Raw genomic sequence first — 18,819 nt, 5'->3', positions numbered from 1 at the left:
ACACCCAATAGACCCCATTTAGTCCAAACTTACAAACGCGTTCATGCGGTGTATGTGCTGTGTCACTCGCGACTGCGAAGTCGATCGACGACCTCGCCACGGAGGTCGCCGACGCCGACGTGACGATCTCCGCCGACGCCCCGCTGACGCTGGCGCTGGACCGTCGGGCGACCGAACCCCGGATCGGTCGGATGGCCGCCACGCCCCGCAGCCAGGCGACCGGCGAGTTCGCACCCGACGACCGGCGCGACTTGTTCGCCGCGTTCGTCAGCGGGACCGACCTGTCCTGGAAGACGGCGACGCGCGCACTGGAGTTGACCCTCGACTGCTGGGACCGGACGGGCGAACGGGACGGGATCTGCAACTACCCCAGCTTCGATACGCCCCCGATCCGGGCTGCCGTGGATCTGCTCGAATCGACGCCGAACAGCCACCGCACGCTCGCCGAGACAACGCTCGACCCGGGCCGGGAGATCGCCGTCATCGACGAGGGGTCGCTGAGCCCGCTCGACCGACGACTCCTCCCCGACGACGACGCGGCCTACCGCTCGGTCGATCCCTTCGCGGCGGGAACAACGCCGCTCCCCCGGACTCACCTTTATCCGTCCGCGACCGCGGTCGTCGAGGCGGTCTGTGACCACATCGACCCGGCGACCGCCGACCACGTCGGGGTCGTCCTCGACGAGGGAACGATCTACAGTTCCCTCCTGGAGGCGAAGCTCGAAGCCGCGAACGTCCCCTACCAGGGCGGTCCGGGCTTCGTCGACGACGACGAGATCCGGCTCTTTCTCCGGCTGCTCCAGACGAGTTTCGCCGGCGACGGCTTGACCGTTGGCGAGGTCCGCCCGCTTCTCGTCGCGGCCGGACTCGACGTGTCGCGGGAGTACGACGACCGTCGAGTGGCGACTGTCGACCTCGGCGACGACGAGGTATGGAGCCGGATCGAACGGTTCCGGCGTGCCGTACAGGAGGGGACGTTCGCCGACACACTTGACGCGTTCGAGGACCTGGTCGGGACGCGACGCGACCAGTTGCGGACGGAACTCCGGTCGCTCGGCCGGCTGGACGCCCGCGTGACCGAGCCCGCCGTGAACGAACTCGTCTACTATCTCCAGTCGTTCGAGGTGCCCGTCGACCGGGAGAGCGAGGGCGTGTTGCTGGTTGACGCCGGTGCGACCGCGACCGTCGACCGCGAGATCGTCTTCTATCTCGGCCTCGGCGAGGGGTGGGCCCGAACGCCGCCCGAGTACCCCTGGGTCGACGCCGAAGCCTTCGTCGACCGCGACTTCCGGCGCTTCCAGCGACTCCTGCAGAACGGCGACCAGCGATTTATGCTCGCCCAGGCGACGATGGCCGGCGACGAAGTCACGCCCTGTCCCTATCTCCGGGAACTGTTCGACGACCGGACCGTCGACGGGTTTGACGACCTCCCGGACGTGACCGACCACACGGGCCAGGCGCACGACGGCGGCCGGGACCGGCGCTGTTTCGAGGCGCCCACCGACGCGGCCGAACCGGAGCCCGACCCGGTCGAGACCGTGAGCCAGTCGACGCTGAAGCAACTCGTCAACGCGCCGCGGGAGTACTACTTCGACGAACTGCTGGCGTCGCCGACCAACCTGGCGATGGAGCGCGGGCAGGTACTCCACGACGCCGCCGAAGTCTACGTCAACGCCCCCGCAGTCGTCCGCGAGGAACGCGAGCGCGTCCTCGACGCGATGTGCGACCGGCTGGCCCCCTTCGTCACCGAGCCGCGCCTGCGGGCGCTCAGGACGCGCCTGGACGTTGGACTGGACGTACTCGTCGCGTACCTGGACGACTGCCCGTCGCCGCCCGCCGACGGCGCGTTCACCACCTACGACGACCCCGCCCACGACAACGACCTCGCCGAGACCCTCGGTGTGGCGCTGGACGCGCACCACTGCGAGCGGTGGTTCACCGCGACGGACCTCGGCCTCCACGGGGTCGTCGACTTCCTGCAGGACGAGGGGACACTCGTCGACTACAAGTCCGGGAGCGTTCGCGACGCGAGCACCGTCCAGCGGAAGGCGGCGCTGGACCCCGTCCACGACCGGCCCGACTTCCAGGCGAAGGCGTATCTCGCACAGCACCGCCGGGAACGGCCGGGAGAACGTCTCGAGTTGCGCTTCGTCTACGTGCTCGGCGCCGTCGACGAGATGGTGAAAGGCGCCGACCCCGACCTGGACGAGCTGGTGACGCCCATCACCTACGTCCCGAGCACGTTCGCCGAGTTCGTCGCCAGCCGTGCGATGTTCGACCAGGTGACCGACTACGCCGACTCGAACGACCGTTGCAAGGTCCTCGACACGCTCGGCTACGAGCAGTACCGGACGTTCTTCGAAGCCCACGAGCTCCCGCGGGAGGGCGACGACCCCGAGCGCCGGGCGGCGATCAGAGAGTCGTTCGCGGCGCTCGCCGAATCGGAGGTCGGCTCTTACAAGTACGTCGCCAACGGGGTCGACAAGATCTTCGGCGACCTGACCGAACCGACGGGCTACTTCCTCGAAGACGACCTGGATGCCTTCGAGTCGTTCGTCGACGACCGGATCGCGGAACTCGAGCGGTATCACGACGACCGCTTCCCCGTCGCATTTGACGACGACGGGCCGAACTGGGACCGGGTGGACCACCGGGATCTCATCCTGACAGGGGGGACGACCGATGCTTGAGCCCAACCCCCGCCAGCGCGACCTGATCGAGAGTCTCGACGGGCCACACCTCGTCGACGCCGGCGCCGGCACGGGCAAGACGTTCGCCGTCACCCGCCGCTACGCGAACATCCTCGACTCGACCGCCGCCGACCCCGACGACATCCTGCTGGTCACCTTCACGCGCAACGCCGCCGCGGAGATGCGAGACCGGATCGTCGCCCGGACCGACTACGACCTGACGCAACTGCAGGACGCCCCCATCAGCACGTTCCACGCCTACGCCTACCAGATTCTGCGCCGGTACGGCCACGAGGCGCCGACGCATCTCGGGCTCGACGAGCGGATCCCCCAGTCGCTGGATCTCGTCGAAGACGAGGTCCAGGAGCGAACGCGCTTCCGGACGTTCGTCTCGCAGTTCGAGGACCGCCATCCCGAACACGAAGACGTGTTCGCGGCGCTGTCTGACCCGGCGTCGCTGCGGTCGCTGATCGCGGAGCTGGCCGCGAAAGGGGTGATCCCGACGACCGACGGCTGGTTCCGCGGGTCAGGGGCCCTGCTCAATGGCGACCGCGACGCGTTCCTGGAGGCGTTTCGCGAGGCCAACGAACCCATCGAGGGGGCGAACGGCTACAACCAGTCGGACGCCCGGAAGGGGATCGCCAGCCGCCTCGACTCGGAGATGGGGCCATACGGACCGGACGCGCCGGCCTACGACGACATCGTCGACTACCCGCAGGTGGACGAACAGTGGGTCGCGACGGCGTTCGACGAGGACCGCTCGGCACTCCGGTCGTTCGTCCACGACCTGTACGTCGAGTACCTGGCGTTCGCACTCGGGCGCAACTACCTCACCCAGAGCCTGTTGCTCGTGCTCACCTTCGTCCTGCTCTGCGAGGACGACCGGGCCCGGGCGGAGGTCCGCCACGAGTACGTGATGATCGACGAGTTCCAGGACACCAACGAACTGCAGTTCAAGCTGGCGTTGCTGCTGTCGGGGACCGACAACATCTGCGTCGTCGGCGACTGGAAACAGAGCATCTACGGGTTCCAGTACACGACCGTCGAGAACATCCAGCGGTTCGGGGAGCGGATCGATCGCTACCGGGCGGCGCTGAATCGCGACCGCGAGCGCGTCCCCTACGAGGTCGGGGACATCGAGCGGATCTCGCTCACGGAGAACTACCGCTCGACGGCGTCGGTCCTCGAGTTCGCCGAGGACAGTCTCACGATCCCCGCGACCGACGGCGAGGACCTCGATGTCGAGGCGATCGAAGCCGAGATGACGGAACTCGACGCGACCAACCACGTCGACAACTCCCGGATCGAGCTGGTCACCCACGAGCGGGAGCTGGAACTGGTCCTCGACCGGGTGCAACACGTCGTCGACAACCCCGACTACGCCGTCGAGAAACACGACGAGCCGACGGTCGAGGACGATGCATCGGAGGAGGCCAAGGCCGAAGCCGAACGGGCACGTCTGGACACGCCCGACTACGGCGATATCGCAGTGTTCACGCGCAAGCGAGCGTTCGCACGCGACCTGATCGAGGCCGCCGAGGACCACGACGTGCCGGTCGGCTACGAGGGCGGGATCGAACTGTTCGACACCGACCAGGCGAAGCTCCTGCTGGCCTGGCTGCGGATCGTCGAATCCGACGACGACCGCGGCTGGGCGGTCGTCCTCGAAGAAGCGGGCTACACACTCGCCCACGCCGAGGAGCTGCTCGACAGCGGGGCCTACCCCGAGGCGATGGTCACCTTCCGGGAGGAGCTTCGCGCGACCGAGACGCTCGGTGGCCTGGTGCGTCGCGTGTTCGACCGCTACGGCTTCGACGGTCCCTACGCCGACGGCCTCGTCGAGGAGCTGACGAACCTGCACGGGACGACCGTCTACACGCGCGGCGAAGCCATCGAGTTCCTCGAGGCGAACCTCGACGCCGGTACGACGCCGGAGATCGACGCCAACCCCGGCGAGGACGCGGTGACGCTCCAGACGATCCACAGCGCGAAGGGGCTGGAGTATCCGATCGTCGTCCTCGCGAACCTCAACGAACGGGCGTTCCCCCACTACGGGCACCCCGACGCGAGCCGGATCCGGTTCGACGATACCGTCGGGCTGCGACAGACGCAGGTGCTCGATACGTCGCTTGATCGGCCGCACGTCTTCGACAGCTGGCAGTACGACGTGCTCTCGGGTGCGCTCCCGTCCAGCTACGACGAGGAACGACGACTGCTCTACGTCGCGATGACCCGCGCCAAGCGCCACCTCCTGTGTACCGCCGGCGACGAACCGAGCAACTTCTTCACCGAACTGGACCGGGAGCCGACGACGGTCGACCCCGAGGTGACGCCAGTCGAACGGGATCCGCCGACGGAGACTGGGCTGTCTGTTTCACCACCGAGCAGGGAGGGGCCGGTGCAGGCGGGCGTCCACGACATCATGGACGACAGCGTCTACGAGGAGATTACCGAGGGCGAAGGCACCGAGTTCGGGACCGCCGTCCACGACTTCGCCGAGGCGTACGCGCTGGGCGAGGACGTGGACCCGTCCGGTCCCGGTGAGGACGAACAGGCTGGGATCGCAGCGTTCATCGATGAGCTGTCGGGGACGCTGTCGCCCGAACAGACCGTCATCTGTCCACTCGACGGCGACCCGCGGATCGTCCTGTCCGGGATCGTCGACCTGCTGCACGTGACGCCCGAGCGAGTCGACATCGTCGACTACAAGACCGACCGCCAGCGGGTCGCCCACGCGGAGTACCGGACACAGTTGAGTGTCTATCACCACGTGCTCTCGGCGGAATATCCCCGCCGGGAGATCCGGCCGATCATCTACTACACGGCCGACGACGAACGGGTCGAGATCGAGCCGCTGTCGGAGGCCGAACTGCGGGAATGTGCTGAACGGGCGCTGCTTCTGTGACGGCTGACTGTCTGTCAGGTGGCGTATGGATTAATTGCCAGGCCCATTTCTTGGCAGAAAGACATCCGATGTTCCGTCACCGACTCCGATGACAGATCTATTTGGCTGAATGGGATCCGCTAATTTTGTATTCAGTCATCGGAAACGGCTTCATCGGCACCGGCGGAATCCGCTTCCATCACCGGTGATTCTACAGCATCAACTACAGCGTTAAGCGTCTTCCCGATCTGTTTTCCTGCAACGGGAGGGACCGCGTTGCCGATCTGTCTAAACCAGCTCGTGAACGTTCCGAGGAAGATGTAGTCATCAGGGAACGACTGTAACCTGGCAGCCTCCCGCGGGGTAATTCCCCGGTTTCGCTCCGGGTCGGCGCGGGCAGGATCGGGTCGGGCGTGCTCATAATAATCGGGTAGCACGTAGCCGTTCGCGTCTTTGGCCAGATGGGCCACAATCGTCGGCGAGGGCTCTGACCATTCAAGCATCCGGTACTTGTCACCAAATCGCTGGTTATCAGCGGTTCCGACATCGTATTCGACATATTCTGCATATTCTCCATCGGAATCGTATTTGACATCCCAGCCAGTATCACCAGGGCTCAGCGCCTCGTCAAACAGGATCCGATCTTTCTCCATCGGGTGTTCCCGTGCTTTGTGGTTGAAGCAGAGATCGGTGTCTGAATCGAGATCGTGTTCGTAGACGTAGTCGCTCTTTTGCCCCCTAACTGACTTCGTCAGTACTCGCCCTCCTGCTCCACGTCGAAGGCGAAGGAGCCCAGACAGTCCCTGTTGGATGGTCCGCGAATTGTCTGCTACTGGAAGGTCGGTAAGCACCTCTTCAGCAGTCGATGAACCCTCTACAAGATCCTCTCGGATTCCGATCAGAAGGACTCGTTCCCGTTTTTGTGGGATACCGAGTTCTGTCATGTCCTGTAACCGATACTCAACATCGTACCCGGGCCCCGTTTCACTGAGTAATTCAAGATCTTCGAGCACCCAGTCAATTACGCGTATATCAGTATCTCCTACCTCGTTGACCATGCCCTCAACGTTCTCCATTACAATGGCTTTCGGGCGAAGCTCATCAACGGCGTTCACATACTGGGTATAGAGGTTCGTCCGGTCATCGTCGAGGATGCTATATTCATCGTCGTTCGATCGGCGTGATCGATACCCTGCCTTCGAAAGGGACTGACATGGTGGTCCCCCGACGAGCAAGTCGGGTTCACCGGCGGCTTCCTGAATCCGTTTAGCAAGCTCGATTTCACGGACATCCTCACAGACGACATTTTCGTGGGGGATTCCTGGATGATTCAATCGGTAGGTAGCTACCGCGTCAGAGTCGATATCGATTGCCCACTGGACGTTATATCCTGCCTCTTCTAGCCCGCATGAGAGTCCACCAGCACCTGCAAACACGTCCACTGCTGTCGGTCCTGTCGGTTCTCCCTGCTGTTGTCGAAGTCGATGGGTTAGTAGGAATTTTTTGATCTCACAATCTTCACCGCAGACATCTGTCTTGGCAGCGACGGCATGTGTTGCAAGTGCTCGGAACAGGGGGGCAATAAGCCGGTCTATCAGTTCATTCTCAAGGTCATGCCGGCGACCAGCATCATCGTGAAGATCGGCTGGTTTGATGAGGCCGAGTGAACAGAGCAACTCGTCGATCTTGGGGTCTGCGGGCCATACCGGCTTGTCGAAAGCCGTCTGGAGCAACCACCAGCCGTCACCCTCCTGAATTCCTGGTAGAGTAGCAAGGAAATCTACATAGGTCTGATACTTCACTCGGGAGAAATCTCGAAGCGTAACCCCATCTGTGTAGTGTGTTTCCCCAACAACTTCAAGAAGATCTTGGAGCCGAGCGGCACGCGTCCGTCCTTTGCCCCTGCCACGGGTCATCTCCTTAAGAGAATCAGCGAGTTGCTCCTGATCCATCGAGGCGATCTCTTCCCAGCTCCCGTGTTGATCTCGCAGCGCCTGGACAATTTCTCGAGGATATCGCTCGAAGAATCGTCTCGCTGGATATTCGACGGCCCCACTGAGTACAGCTGCAGCTACCCCATCAAGCGGGTCGTCACTCCCACAGAGGGGATCATTGCATGGGCATGGAGAGTCACTGTCGACAGTATATTCGCGGTTGATCAGTGCGTAACGGCAGTTTGCTTCCTGCGTACTCCGTTTTCGTGCGATCTGTTCCGGCGTTGCACCTGGACATCCGACCGGCGTTATTCGTTGTCTCCGCGAATGGGCAGCAGTCAGTGTATCAATGAGAAAATCAACATTCTCGAAGAGCAACTTTCGATGGATATTCCGCTCCGTATTCGACGCTGAACGAATTAGGCCCAGTGGTAGATCGGAAGACGTGACCGGGTCAGGCATACCACCTGTTAAACCGCCACCAGGGATAAACTCCAGGGTGAGGGATCACTCTTTCTTCCGGATACTCCGTACAGCCACTCAACCACCTCTCTTGATAGTAGGATCGGATTAACACACATATTATCCTTCATTTGAGCAGATAACTGAAGGGGATAGCCATGTGATTTCGAACCCGATGGTCGATCCCCTGTTCCCATTCGGACGGACTCAGGTTACTTCCGAAGAACTTCGGGACCACGTAGACGAACACGCCGCACTTGACGTGCTTCAGGAGGTCGGCGTTGACTCGGCCGGCGAGAAGGTCGATGAGTTTCTGACGACATTACCTCAACTCCTCAGCTGGCTCGAGACCTATGGACGAGAGTATCCATGGCGGTATGCGACGGATCCCTGGCGGATTTACGCGACCGAGATACTGCTACAGCGAACCCGTGCCGATGCGGTGGAGGAGATCTATGAGGAGTTTTTCTCAACTTTTTCGCGACCAGGAGCAGTCCTCGAAAAGAGCGAAACAGAGCTTCGAGAGTGTATCAGATCCCTTGGATTCGTCAATCACCGTGTCCGTTCGATTCAGGAAGCTGCGGAACTTTGCGTTGTCAATCATGATGGAGCAGTCCCGACTGACTTGGAGGCACTACAGCAACCGTGGCGAGTTGGGCCCTACACCGCCCGGGCATGCATGCTCTTTGCGTTCCAGGAACCGCTCGCACTCGTTGATGCGAATACTGCACGCATTACGGGGCGGGTGTTCGAATATCCACTACCAGATCAACCCCACAAGAGCGAGGTCGTCTACCGATTCCTCGACTCCCTTGTTCCTGCTGACGGAGCCATGGCACGAGCATTCAATCTCGCACTCCTCGATCTTGGCGCGCTTCGCTGTACACACGCGCACCCTATCTGTGAGGAGTGTCCACTCAATAGCGGATGTACGTATTCCTCGGTATAGTCGGTTATCGCGGCTGGTTAGCAGTTTTGGGGCCCGAAACGTCCCGTAGTGTTCCGTAGCTGCTGCACGCGAGCGCGCGCGTTGCGCGCGAGCGCTCACGCGCAACGGGCGCCCGCGAGCGCGTTATGCTACTACAGATGCCCGTCCGAAGTTTTATGAGGACGGGCATCTGTGTTGACAGGTATGGCCACCATTCCCAACGGCCACCACAGCGCCGCAAGACCGTCGCACAGCCGATTGACCGACAGTTCCGGCCTCCGGCCCATGGAGCGTGGGGTCGCATGAGCCAGCCTGCACGCCTGTCTGGGGCCACTTCCAAGAGGTACGCTGAACGGCTACTCACCGCAGATAGCCCAGACGAGGTCTGGGAGATTCTCGCTGAGCTGGAAGAGACTCTCCTCAAGCTGGGGGCACACGAAATGAACTGGGTGCCCCTTGGTGAGGACGAGAACAACTACTCCGATGTCTACACGCAGGCGAGTTCTCCGATGGCGGCGTTCTCGGAGCTGCCACTGAATGCGGAGGACTCGCTCACCCTTCGCTTCTACGAGGAGGCTTGCGCGGTCGGTGACGATCCGACTGCTTCCTCGATGAAGAAGGCCGCACAGTCGGGCTGGGTCGACCTCGACGATGCAGAACTCGAGATCATCGCCGACGGCTATGCGCCCCAAGAGGGGAACCTGCTCAACCTCACGGTCCGTGACAACGGAAAGGGGAAGTCTCGCCCGGAATTCGACGACTTCGTCGGGCTACACGCACCCGGGCTAAAGAAGCAGGAGTACGACTTCCTGCAGGGACAGTACGGCATGGGGAGCACAGCCGTGATGAAGTTCGCTGGGAACGTCGAGGAGGAGTACAACGAGCGGGCGTTCAAGTTCATCGCCAGTGCCTCCGTCCACGAGCCGGGCGAGTGGTCGTGGACGCTGATTCACGACAAGCCGCACAAGAGTCAGGTGGAATACCTTACGGTGAACGGCGAGTTCCCCATCTTCGACGGGACGTTCGGAGGGGCTCTCACGGAGAAGTTCCGTGAAAGCTACCCTGAGAAGTACGACTTCGAGAAGAACACGACGACGCCAGATCCCCAGAGCCACGGCGCTTTCGTCAAGGTGTACGACTACCAGACGAACGCCTCGCGAACGATGATCAGTGGCGACGAGGGATTCCGCCACAAGCTTGAGCGATCGGTCGTCGACTCGCCGTACCCCATCCAGCTGACCGATCTCCGGTACAACTCGAAGTTCCCGCAGAGCTACACGCGGGGGTTCCGCCAAGAACTGGAGGATGGCAACGAGCATCTCCTCGTGGACAAAGAGCACCTCACCGTCGACACGGGCTCGGAGACGTTGGGCGAGCGCGACATCACCGTGTTGCTGTTCAAGGACGACGACGAACTCGAGGAGGCCAGTGAGAAGCAAAAATTTGTCTCCGGTACCTCGGCACACAAGGACGCTCATGGACGCACGGGGGTCCAGAAGGACCACGCCGTGATGCTTACCATCAACGGCCAGACCCATGCAAGCAAGGGAGAGTACTTCCTGAAGTCGCTGGGGTACTCGAAGATCGCCTCTGACACCGTTGTCATCGCGGAGTTCGACGACCTCGCGAACCTCGGGATGGTGAGCATGTTCAGCCCGTCCCGAGATACACTGGAGGATTCACCGCAGGCCAACAAGTTCCTCAGTGCGCTGGAGGACGCTCTCGAGGGAAGCGACCTGCTTACCGCGGAAGAGGAACGCCGACGAGCGCAGCGTGGAAACGCCGAACCGGCGACCGACACCGAAACGTTCGCCGAGTTCATCGAGCGGAACCCGGAGGTCGGTAACTTCATGGCCACTGGTGAGCGGATCCGCGCACCGCGCATCCGCCCGAGTGGCAATGGGAGCGAGTCCCCACCAGAGTCCGCCGACGGCGATCTCTCCGACCACACGGATACCTCGGCTGGTGACGAGAGCGGAAGCGACAGGCCCCACGCACCGAAGCTCCCGACGTTTCTCACACCGATCGAAGAGTACAACCCCGGGAGTGAGGAGCACGTCCTCTGGGACGATGACGAGCCTCTGCCCGTCGAAATACCCGTCAGCGGGGCGACGACGATTCGGTTTGCAACCGATGCCCAGAGCGACTACCTCGCCCGGGACGTTCTCTCCGGCTCGCTGGAAGTCTCTAGCCCGGACCAGCTACGCGCGGTCGAGCTCCAGAACGGTCTACTCACGCTGACCATCGACCCTGCTGACGACGCCGACCCGGGGGACGAAACAACGCTCTCGGTCGATCTGACCCGTCCGGACCCACGCGATTGTCCGGAGATCGACGATCCAGCCGACGCCTATCCGGGACACGCAGAGACTGACCTCGCAACCGATGGTGGCGTGGATGTCGATACCGGCACGCTCACCGCACGCTGCCAGCTCGAATACGTGGAGGGGACAGACAGCCATTCTTCAACCGGGAACGAGAGCGACGGCGACACTGATACCGCCGATGCGTCTGGTGACGACGAAGCCAGCGCGAGCGACCGTGATGGAGACACAGGCGACGACGGCGGGACCGACGACTGGGGCTTCGAGATGCCCGACATCGGGTACGTTCACGAGGAGAACTGGCGAACCGACGATGACAGTGACCCGGTCGACCCTGAGAAGTTCAATGTAGCCGATGCGAGGCACTTCGACGAACACACGCTGATCCACCTCGATCCGAGTCAGGACGGAACCATCAGTGGCCTCTCGCTTACGATCAACATGGACGCCGCTGCGCTCCGGTCGTTCATCGTCGAGCGCAACGTCAAGGACAACTGGAAAGAGTTCGTCGAACAGCACTACGAACTCGCGATGGTGTTCTACACCATCACCATGTACCGCGACTACGTCGATGAGTACGGCACGAGTTTCGAGGACACGGGCCTTATCACAGCCGAGGTTGTAGCTCGCAGCATCAACGCCCTCGCCCCCACGATCATGCCGACCATCATCCCGGACGATCAGCTCGACCGAATTACAGAGTGAGCAGGATGTCCACAGGAAATACCACCGGGACTGAAACCCCGGCCGACGACGAACGCATCGCCCGGCACCTCCGCGAGACGGTGCTGAAACAGGCCCGTGGCGACATTGACAGGCGGGTCCAGCGGGACTTCCCTAGCGAGCGGTTCTTCGCGGGCGCGCTGGCGCCTGAAAGCGAAGAGCAACTTGACGACCCGGATGACGACCTGCAGTCGAAGATGGAGCCGACCGGCCTCGGTGCCACCGTCCGCGTCCGGGGAGGCACCGACGACGACGACGCGCTGGTCCTCTCGGTCAACGCGAGCGTATGGGTGCGCGTCAACCCCACGTACGACGAGATGGTGAACCGGGATTCCTTCGTCGCACTGGGTGACCGCGACGAGGATGACGAGGGCGATACCCTGCTCCCGGTCTTCGAGCGGATCGAGCTCGACATCCCCCCGATCGAGATCCCGGCGCAGGTCCTCAAGACACCGAGTCGGACCACCCCGGATGTCGTCCAAGAACGTGCCCGCGATGCGTTCCAGACAGCCTTCGCTGACGCGCGCGAGCACGCCCAGGAGAACTACGACCTCTACGCCGAGACGGAGGGTGACGACAAAGTCCCGACGGCTGCCCTGGAGGACAAAGAGAGCTTCCGTGGTTACCTGGCTGAACGCGCTGCCGAGGGGGATCCGGTACTCCCCGACTGGCACGCCACCCTGACCGTCGAAGTGATGGCTGACCAGGAAAACGATGACGACAGTACCATCGTTGATCTTGAAGTCGCGAACGAGGCAATACAGTCGCGTGACGACGCTATCTACACAATTCGCGACCCAACTCTGTTCGAGGTGGGACTCGAACTGGAGACGACAGGCGATCTCGAGTTCGTCCCCTTCACTTTCGACCCACTTCCCGAGGACTTCCGGTATAACCGTGACCTCTGGGGCCATGGGCGCAACTGTACGGTGACTGCACCCGAGCGCAACGATCAGCAGGTGGATGAAAACGGTGTCCCGCCGGGCCGCCGTGCACCTGCTGCAGCACCGACGGCCAATCGGCTGGAGACGCAGTTCATCCCACAGTACCGCCAGCTCGTCTACGAATCCGCAGATCGAAATGTCGACGCGACGTTCGAGGTGCTTGCGGATCTAGAAGACGGTGGCCTCGATACCCTCGACGACATTGCTGCCGAGATGCGGCAGTACCTCCGCGAGGAGTACGATGCCGCGCTCGAACAGTATCGAGAGCGCGAAGACTGGGATGACGACCCCAAAACTGGCGATCTCGCCGACTTTAACGACGATCGCGACGCGTTCGAGCGCGAGATCAAGCGCTTCGAGCGCGGGATCGAATGTCTCCGTCAGCACCCCGAGACAGTCGGACGCGCGTTCGAGTTGATGAACGAGGCGATGGATAGGATGCACGAGTTCCCAGGCTGGCGCCTTTTCCAGCTCGTGTTCATCGTCATGGAAGTCCCCGACGTTGCGAGCCGAGAGTACGAGGAGTGGTCGGAGGTCAGCTGGCGCGATGGATCGACTGAAGATCGAGCCGAGGGCGCTGATTCTCCCCTCGATGTCGTCGATGTGCTCTGGTTCCCGACAGGCGGTGGCAAGACCGAGGCGTTCCTCGGTGTCGCAGTCTGGAGCATGTTCTTCGACCGGCTTCGCGGGAAGAACTTCGGGGTTACGGCCTGGACAAAGTTCCCGCTTCGGCTCCTCTCGCTCCAGCAATTCCAGCGGATGACAGAGACGGTGATGTATGCCGACCTCGTCCGCCGCGAACAGTCGGATATCGGGACCCATCCGTCCCGTCCATTTTCCATGGGCTACCTCGTCGGCAAGGGAAACACGCCGAACGCCCTCACCGGGTATGACAATAACAACCACCAGCGGTACCAGGGCCCATCTGGAGAGAGTCTCCGCCGTGAGGCAAAGGTCGTTCCCAACTGCCCGGCCTGCGGTGCGGATATTGAGGTCCGGATCACCGAGGACGACCATCGGCTAACGCACTGCTGTACAGGCAGTAGCTTCGAATGCCCGTGGCAGTCGCGCTCGCTTGACTCCAGCGAGACCTACGCGGAGGAGGAACTCCCGGTCCACGTCGTCGACAACGAGCTCTACCGGTACGCGCCGACGATCATTGCCGGGACGATCGACAAGATCACCGCTGTCGGCTACCAGCGCAAGTTCGCCCACCTCATCACGGGCGAGATGGACCTCGAGTGTCCGATCCATGGGTTCGCCAGTCTCGGTGAATGCACCGAGAAATACGGCTGCCCGATCGATAAAGACGATTTCTCGGATATGGCGCGTCCGGTCGAGCCCTACGACCCTGCGCCATCGCTGATGGTTCCAGACGAACTCCACCTGCTCGAAGAGAGCATGGGGAGCTTCGACGGTCACTACGAGACGGGAGTTGCCGAGTTGCAGGAGCTCGTCGAGGCCGGGAAAACGAAGGTCATCGCTCCGACGGCGACGATCACCGGATTCGAAGATCAGGTGCATAACCTGTTCATGCGGCCGGCTGAGCGCTTCCCCTCCCCGGGCCCCTATCTGCGCGAGAACTTCTACGCACAGGAGCGCGCAGAGACCCAGCGCTACTACATCGGGCTGGTCCCCCACGGGAAGACCCACATCAACTCCATCATCGATCTCCTGTTCTACTACCATCGGGAGATCCAGAACCTGTTCCGCAAGTCCCTGAACGAGCCGACTCAGGTGCTAACAGGTGCTGCACTCGAAGGAACAGACACGACGGCTCCGCTCGAAGCTGACTCGATCGACGAGGTGCTGGCGCTGCTCAGCTACTACAGTACCAGTATCACCTATCTACTGTCGAAGAAAGACGGCGACCGGCTGGACCAGTCCATCGTCTCACAGCTCGACGCCTACCTCCAGGAAGATGGGCGACCCCCGCTGGCCTCCGAGCGGATGACCGGAGGGACCGGCTTCGAGACAATCATGGAAGTGCTGGATATTGTGGAGGACCCCTGGGACGAGGAGGCTGACAAACAGATCCTCAACCGGCTGATTGATCGAGGGGTGCTCGAAGAGGAGGTAACAGATTCCGTTCTCTCACTCCGAAGCACACTCGAGAACAGTCTCGACGAGGAGAACGAGGTCGTCGACAGCGATCAGTTTGATGTCGAGCGCGCCCGAGCAAGCGAGGACACGCGTGAGGCGCTCGCCTGGCTGCTGGCGAGTCGGCTCAACACCATCACGGCGACGAACATGATCGCACATGGGGTCGACGTCGACCGGTTCAACATGATGACGTTCTTCGGAATGCCCCGCGGGACCGCTGAATACATCCAGGCGAGTTCCCGGGCAGGTCGGTCGCGCCCTGGCCTCGTGTTCAACGTAGCACATCCCATCCGGGAACGCGACCTGAGTCACTACCACTTCTTCGAGAAGTACCATGCATTCCTCGACCGACTGGTGGAGCCGGTCCCGATCAACCGCTGGGCGAAAAACAGCGTCAAACAGACCCATCCAGGGCTATTCATGGGGCTTCTCCTGAACCACTACATGTACCGCGAAGGCGCCGGGAACCTCTACTTCGGAGACAACGCCGAGGAGTTCGCCGACTCTGTCGACGAGGGAGAACTACGCCAGCAGATGCTGAGAATGTTCGGCAATCCAGACGACCACGAGGAGTTCCGGGGCGACATCGAAGCCCTCACGAAAGAAGCACTCTCGCAGCTCCGCCTCGACGACGATCAGTGGACAAGCGAGCGGATCAAGCGTTCGCCGATGCAGAGCTTGCGGGACGTCGATGAGCAGCTCCCGATCCGATCTGAGTACCGTTACCGAGAGATCTTCGAGACGATGGACAACCGGTGATCAACAATGAGCATGGAACGTAGCCGTCAGCAGATCCTGTATCAGTTCCTTCCCGGGAACACGTTCGATTACAGCGACAAGCGCGGCATCTGGCAGGTGAACCGCCTCGAAACAACTGACGCAAGCGGCCAGGTCGACCGGGAATACATCGTCGACCGCGTGTTCGCTCGGGCGAAGAACTGGGATGGTGGTGAACAGGGCTTCACGTCAAACAAACCCAGCCATTACGACTTCGCTGCCCCCAAGGAGGTGCGCGCCCGCCCCTTCCCAACCACCTTCTATTGCAGCAGCTGCCAGAAGGCCCACGAGTACTACTCCGCGGATGACCTCAGCGGAAAAAACCAGGCACTGAAGTGCCAGCGCTCGGGCTGCAACGGCGATCTGAAGCAGTATCAGTTCGCCAGCGTCCACAGCTGCGGTGAAATCAGGCGACTCTACACACAGAAGTGTCCTGAGCACGGCGATCAGCACATCGTTCTCGATACGCAGGACAGCCAGCGTGCACAGAACTTCAAATGGCGCTGTAAGATCTGTGGATGGAATACCCGGGTGAGCTACTACCAGAGCTGTGGCTGTGACTACGTTCCGCCGGCCTATGAGGACAACCCAGACGACGACAGTATGTACACCACGGTCCACCGTGCCGGCTCGACGTACTACCCGCATTACCTGACGACGGTAAATCTACACACTTCCGGAATTGGACACCTCCGCGGGAGCGAGGACGGGTCCCGGAAAGCACTCGCCAAACATCTCGGACTCACCGACTCCCCGCTCCAAGCCGTCGATATGAATGAGGGGATCGAGGGGGCCGAAATCGATGACGACCGGAAGATCGAGATCTACCAGAGCGAACCCGAGGTCGAGTCACTGGCCGAGGCTGAAGAGTGGCTCCGCGAGCATGGCGAAATCGACAGCCAGACTATCGGTGAAGTCATCAGAGACCTGATCGACCTGAACGCTGGCGAGAACGCTACAGAGATGACCGACGCTGGCGACGAACTCCTCCAGTATGTGCTCAGCCTCGAGGAACTCACCGCCCACACGATCGACGAACTGGAAAAAGACGCTCGTGCCGAGGGGTTCCCACAGAAGGCTGACAAGATTTCGACCTACTTCGATGACCTCGAGCGTCTCGGGTTCAGAGACGTTCGCGTCATCGAGGACTTCCCGGTCCAGACGTTCGTCTACGGTTACACGCGAGGGGGGCGTGAGGAGGATGAGGCCCGGCTGAACGCTTTCTCACAGAACGCAAGCAGTGGCGACGGGACTCCGATCTTCGTCGATACCTCGGAAACCGAGGCGACGCAGTTCGACCTCGACCCGGCCGCGGTGTTGCTCTGGCTCGCCGTCAACATTCCGGGAACCAGCAACGAAGATGCAGTTCGGGGGAGTATCACGCTTCCCGAGATCCCGGAGAATCCGGGAGAGGCCGATATCGAGCGGGCCCGGGCCGCTATCGAAGATCTCTCAGAGGGCGAACAGTGGGCGTTCCTGCTGAATCACCTCGACCCCGTCGACCAGTATGGTCGGTTCGACACCACCACCGACGACACCGTCGAGGGGCAGGTGACGAAGTACGTCTTCGAGATGCTGCACACGCTCTCGCACATCCTCCTGAAGCAGGCAAGCACCATCAGTGGATTCGACCGGACGAACCTGAGCGAGTTCCTCTTCCCGCGTGCCCTCTCGCTGGTAATCTACACCAACAACCGCGAGGAGTTCAACATCGGTGGGATGACTACCATGGTCGAACAGCAGCTTGACGATCTCCTCGGGCAGGCGAAAGCACACGGGAACGAGTGCATGATGGACCCGGTGTGCTCACAGCGCGATGGGGCCTGTCTGTCCTGCCTTCACGTGAGCGAGATCAGCTGTTCGTACTTCAACCAGGTCCTCTGTCGGGACTACCTGTTCGGCAGTCGGCCAAACACTGACCGGTCTATCGAGGGCTTCTGGCGACTGTAACGGGCGGCAAGACACTCCCTCTTTCATACGATGGCTGAACACCGATCGACGACTGACCGACTGCTCGCAATCGCGGACATCGTCGACCAGGAAGAAGACCTCATCGACGAACTGGAAGGTCTGCTTCTCCTTGCCGCTGGTCGATCGCAATGGCTATCTCCTGCTGCGGTGGCACGGGATACACATCTGAGCCGTGAATCCGCGACTGACCTGTTTCGGCAGCTCCACGAATGTGGCGCCGTCCAGCGAGAAAGCTATGATACTGGACTCGTGGAGGCGCGCTTTACTGTCCACGGCACTCAGACGCGGGAGATCTTTGACCGGACCCGTGAGGCGATCAAGATAGTAGCTGCTCACCGCGACCGTGTGCCCACCACGACGGTGACGCCGCTGGTCACGTTTCCCGACGATCCAGCATTCAATGATGCGACCGCAGCCTCGTTCGGGATGGACGGCCTGCTCTCGACGCTCGCAAGCCAGGTGAAACGCTGTGAGAGTGAGATCGTTCTGCTTTCCCCGTTCTTCGAGGGCGAGGGATTCGGTCGGCTCGCGGATGTCCTGCTCGATGCTCTCGAACGAGGAGTCGACCTGACGATTGTGACACGGTACCTCACAGACACGGACTCACACAACCACAGTGTGATCAAGTCGTTCGTCGACCGTGCTGTTGAGCGCGGTGTCTCCGCAGAAGTTTCACTCGTCGATTACACGGTCTGGGATGAGACCGTGCCAGTCGATGAGCGGACGCAGAACGGATCGAATCCTCGGTTCACTCTTCACGCAAAAGTGATGCTGTTTGATTCGGATGCAGCATACGTCGGAAGCGCCAACGTCACTGACTACGGCTTCGACCGGTACCTCGAACTGGGCGTCTTACTGGAGGGCGCGAAAGTGGCTCCCTACCGCGATCTCTGCAGGTTCTTGCTTGACTCAGAGGGTGCGGTTTCAGTCTCTCTGTGAAGCGCTACGGTCTTCAGAACCCGGTAGTGCGCTAGATGTTTGTTCTCTGGAATCGCCTGAAGCAAGTCTGGTCGGCATTCGGTGGGAAAGTACTAATTACGTGGAAGGTACCCGGTACAGTATAGCTGCCGTACCCCGTC

8 protein-coding genes are annotated in these 18,819 nt (G+C 61.5%); 7 read left to right on the top strand and 1 reads right to left on the bottom strand.

All coding sequences use genetic code 11. The features are described 5' to 3' along the window. Positions 1–59: 59 nt before the first annotated feature. On the top strand, positions 60–2,690 hold the full coding sequence (locus tag E3328_RS12825; protein WP_135365033.1) for a PD-(D/E)XK nuclease family protein: 2,631 nt from the start codon (positions 60–62) through the stop codon (positions 2,688–2,690). Further along, the gene (locus tag E3328_RS12820) at positions 2,683–5,595 is read left to right on the top strand and encodes a UvrD-helicase domain-containing protein (protein WP_135365032.1); all 2,913 of its coding nucleotides are present in this window, start codon (positions 2,683–2,685) and stop codon (positions 5,593–5,595) included. Before E3328_RS12825 ends, E3328_RS12820 begins: the two co-directional genes overlap by 8 nt. Positions 5,596–5,726: 131 nt before the next feature. On the opposite strand, the gene E3328_RS12815 is transcribed toward E3328_RS12820, so the two are convergent. Further along, positions 5,727–7,970, bottom strand: coding sequence for a DNA cytosine methyltransferase (locus E3328_RS12815; protein ID WP_246023011.1), 2,244 nt, complete (start codon positions 7,968–7,970; stop codon positions 5,727–5,729). A gap of 175 nt (positions 7,971–8,145) precedes the next feature. Here E3328_RS12815 and E3328_RS12810 point away from each other — a divergent pair, with 175 nt between their 5' ends. The 5 genes from E3328_RS12810 (at position 8,146) to E3328_RS22560 (ending at position 18,679) form a co-directional block, all read left to right on the top strand. After that, positions 8,146–8,919, top strand: a complete 774-nt coding sequence (locus E3328_RS12810; RefSeq protein ID WP_135365031.1) for an HhH-GPD family protein — start codon at positions 8,146–8,148, stop codon at positions 8,917–8,919. Between the two features lie 281 nt (positions 8,920–9,200). Continuing rightward, complete coding sequence (locus E3328_RS12805) at positions 9,201–11,927, top strand: hypothetical protein (RefSeq protein WP_135365030.1); 2,727 nt, start codon at positions 9,201–9,203, stop codon at positions 11,925–11,927. Between the two features lie 5 nt (positions 11,928–11,932). Continuing rightward, a complete protein-coding gene (locus tag E3328_RS12800) occupies positions 11,933–15,751 on the top strand; it encodes a helicase-related protein (RefSeq protein WP_135365722.1) in 3,819 nt (1,272 codons plus the stop codon). Between the two features lie 6 nt (positions 15,752–15,757). Beyond that, positions 15,758–17,719 (top strand): hypothetical protein, encoded by a 1,962-nt coding sequence (locus E3328_RS12795; protein WP_209452198.1) that lies wholly within the window; start codon positions 15,758–15,760, stop codon positions 17,717–17,719. A gap of 30 nt (positions 17,720–17,749) precedes the next feature. Beyond that, a complete protein-coding gene (locus E3328_RS22560) occupies positions 17,750–18,679 on the top strand; it encodes a phospholipase D-like domain-containing protein (protein ID WP_135365029.1) in 930 nt (309 codons plus the stop codon). The last annotated feature ends 140 nt before the right edge of the window (positions 18,680–18,819 follow it).

Source organism: Halosimplex halophilum (assembly GCF_004698125.1).
GTDB lineage: Archaea > Halobacteriota > Halobacteria > Halobacteriales > Haloarculaceae > Halosimplex > Halosimplex halophilum.
The sequence above is the reverse complement of the archived record's forward strand: the minus strand, read 5'-3'. Positions and strand labels throughout refer to the sequence as shown.

Bases quoted from the DNA above. Each gene is read 5' to 3' on its own strand.
- E3328_RS12820 (WP_135365032.1), top strand. From the start codon at position 2,683: ATGCTTGAGCCCAACCCCCGCCAGCGCGACCTGATCGAGAGTCTCGAC.
- E3328_RS12815 (WP_246023011.1), bottom strand. From the start codon at position 7,970: ATGCCTGACCCGGTCACGTCTTCCGATCTACCACTGGGCCTAATTCGT.
- E3328_RS12810 (WP_135365031.1), top strand. From the start codon at position 8,146: ATGGTCGATCCCCTGTTCCCATTCGGACGGACTCAGGTTACTTCCGAA.
- E3328_RS12805 (WP_135365030.1), top strand. From the start codon at position 9,201: ATGAGCCAGCCTGCACGCCTGTCTGGGGCCACTTCCAAGAGGTACGCT.
- E3328_RS12800 (WP_135365722.1), top strand. From the start codon at position 11,933: ATGTCCACAGGAAATACCACCGGGACTGAAACCCCGGCCGACGACGAA.
- E3328_RS12795 (WP_209452198.1), top strand. From the start codon at position 15,758: ATGAGCATGGAACGTAGCCGTCAGCAGATCCTGTATCAGTTCCTTCCC.
- E3328_RS22560 (WP_135365029.1), top strand. From the start codon at position 17,750: ATGGCTGAACACCGATCGACGACTGACCGACTGCTCGCAATCGCGGAC.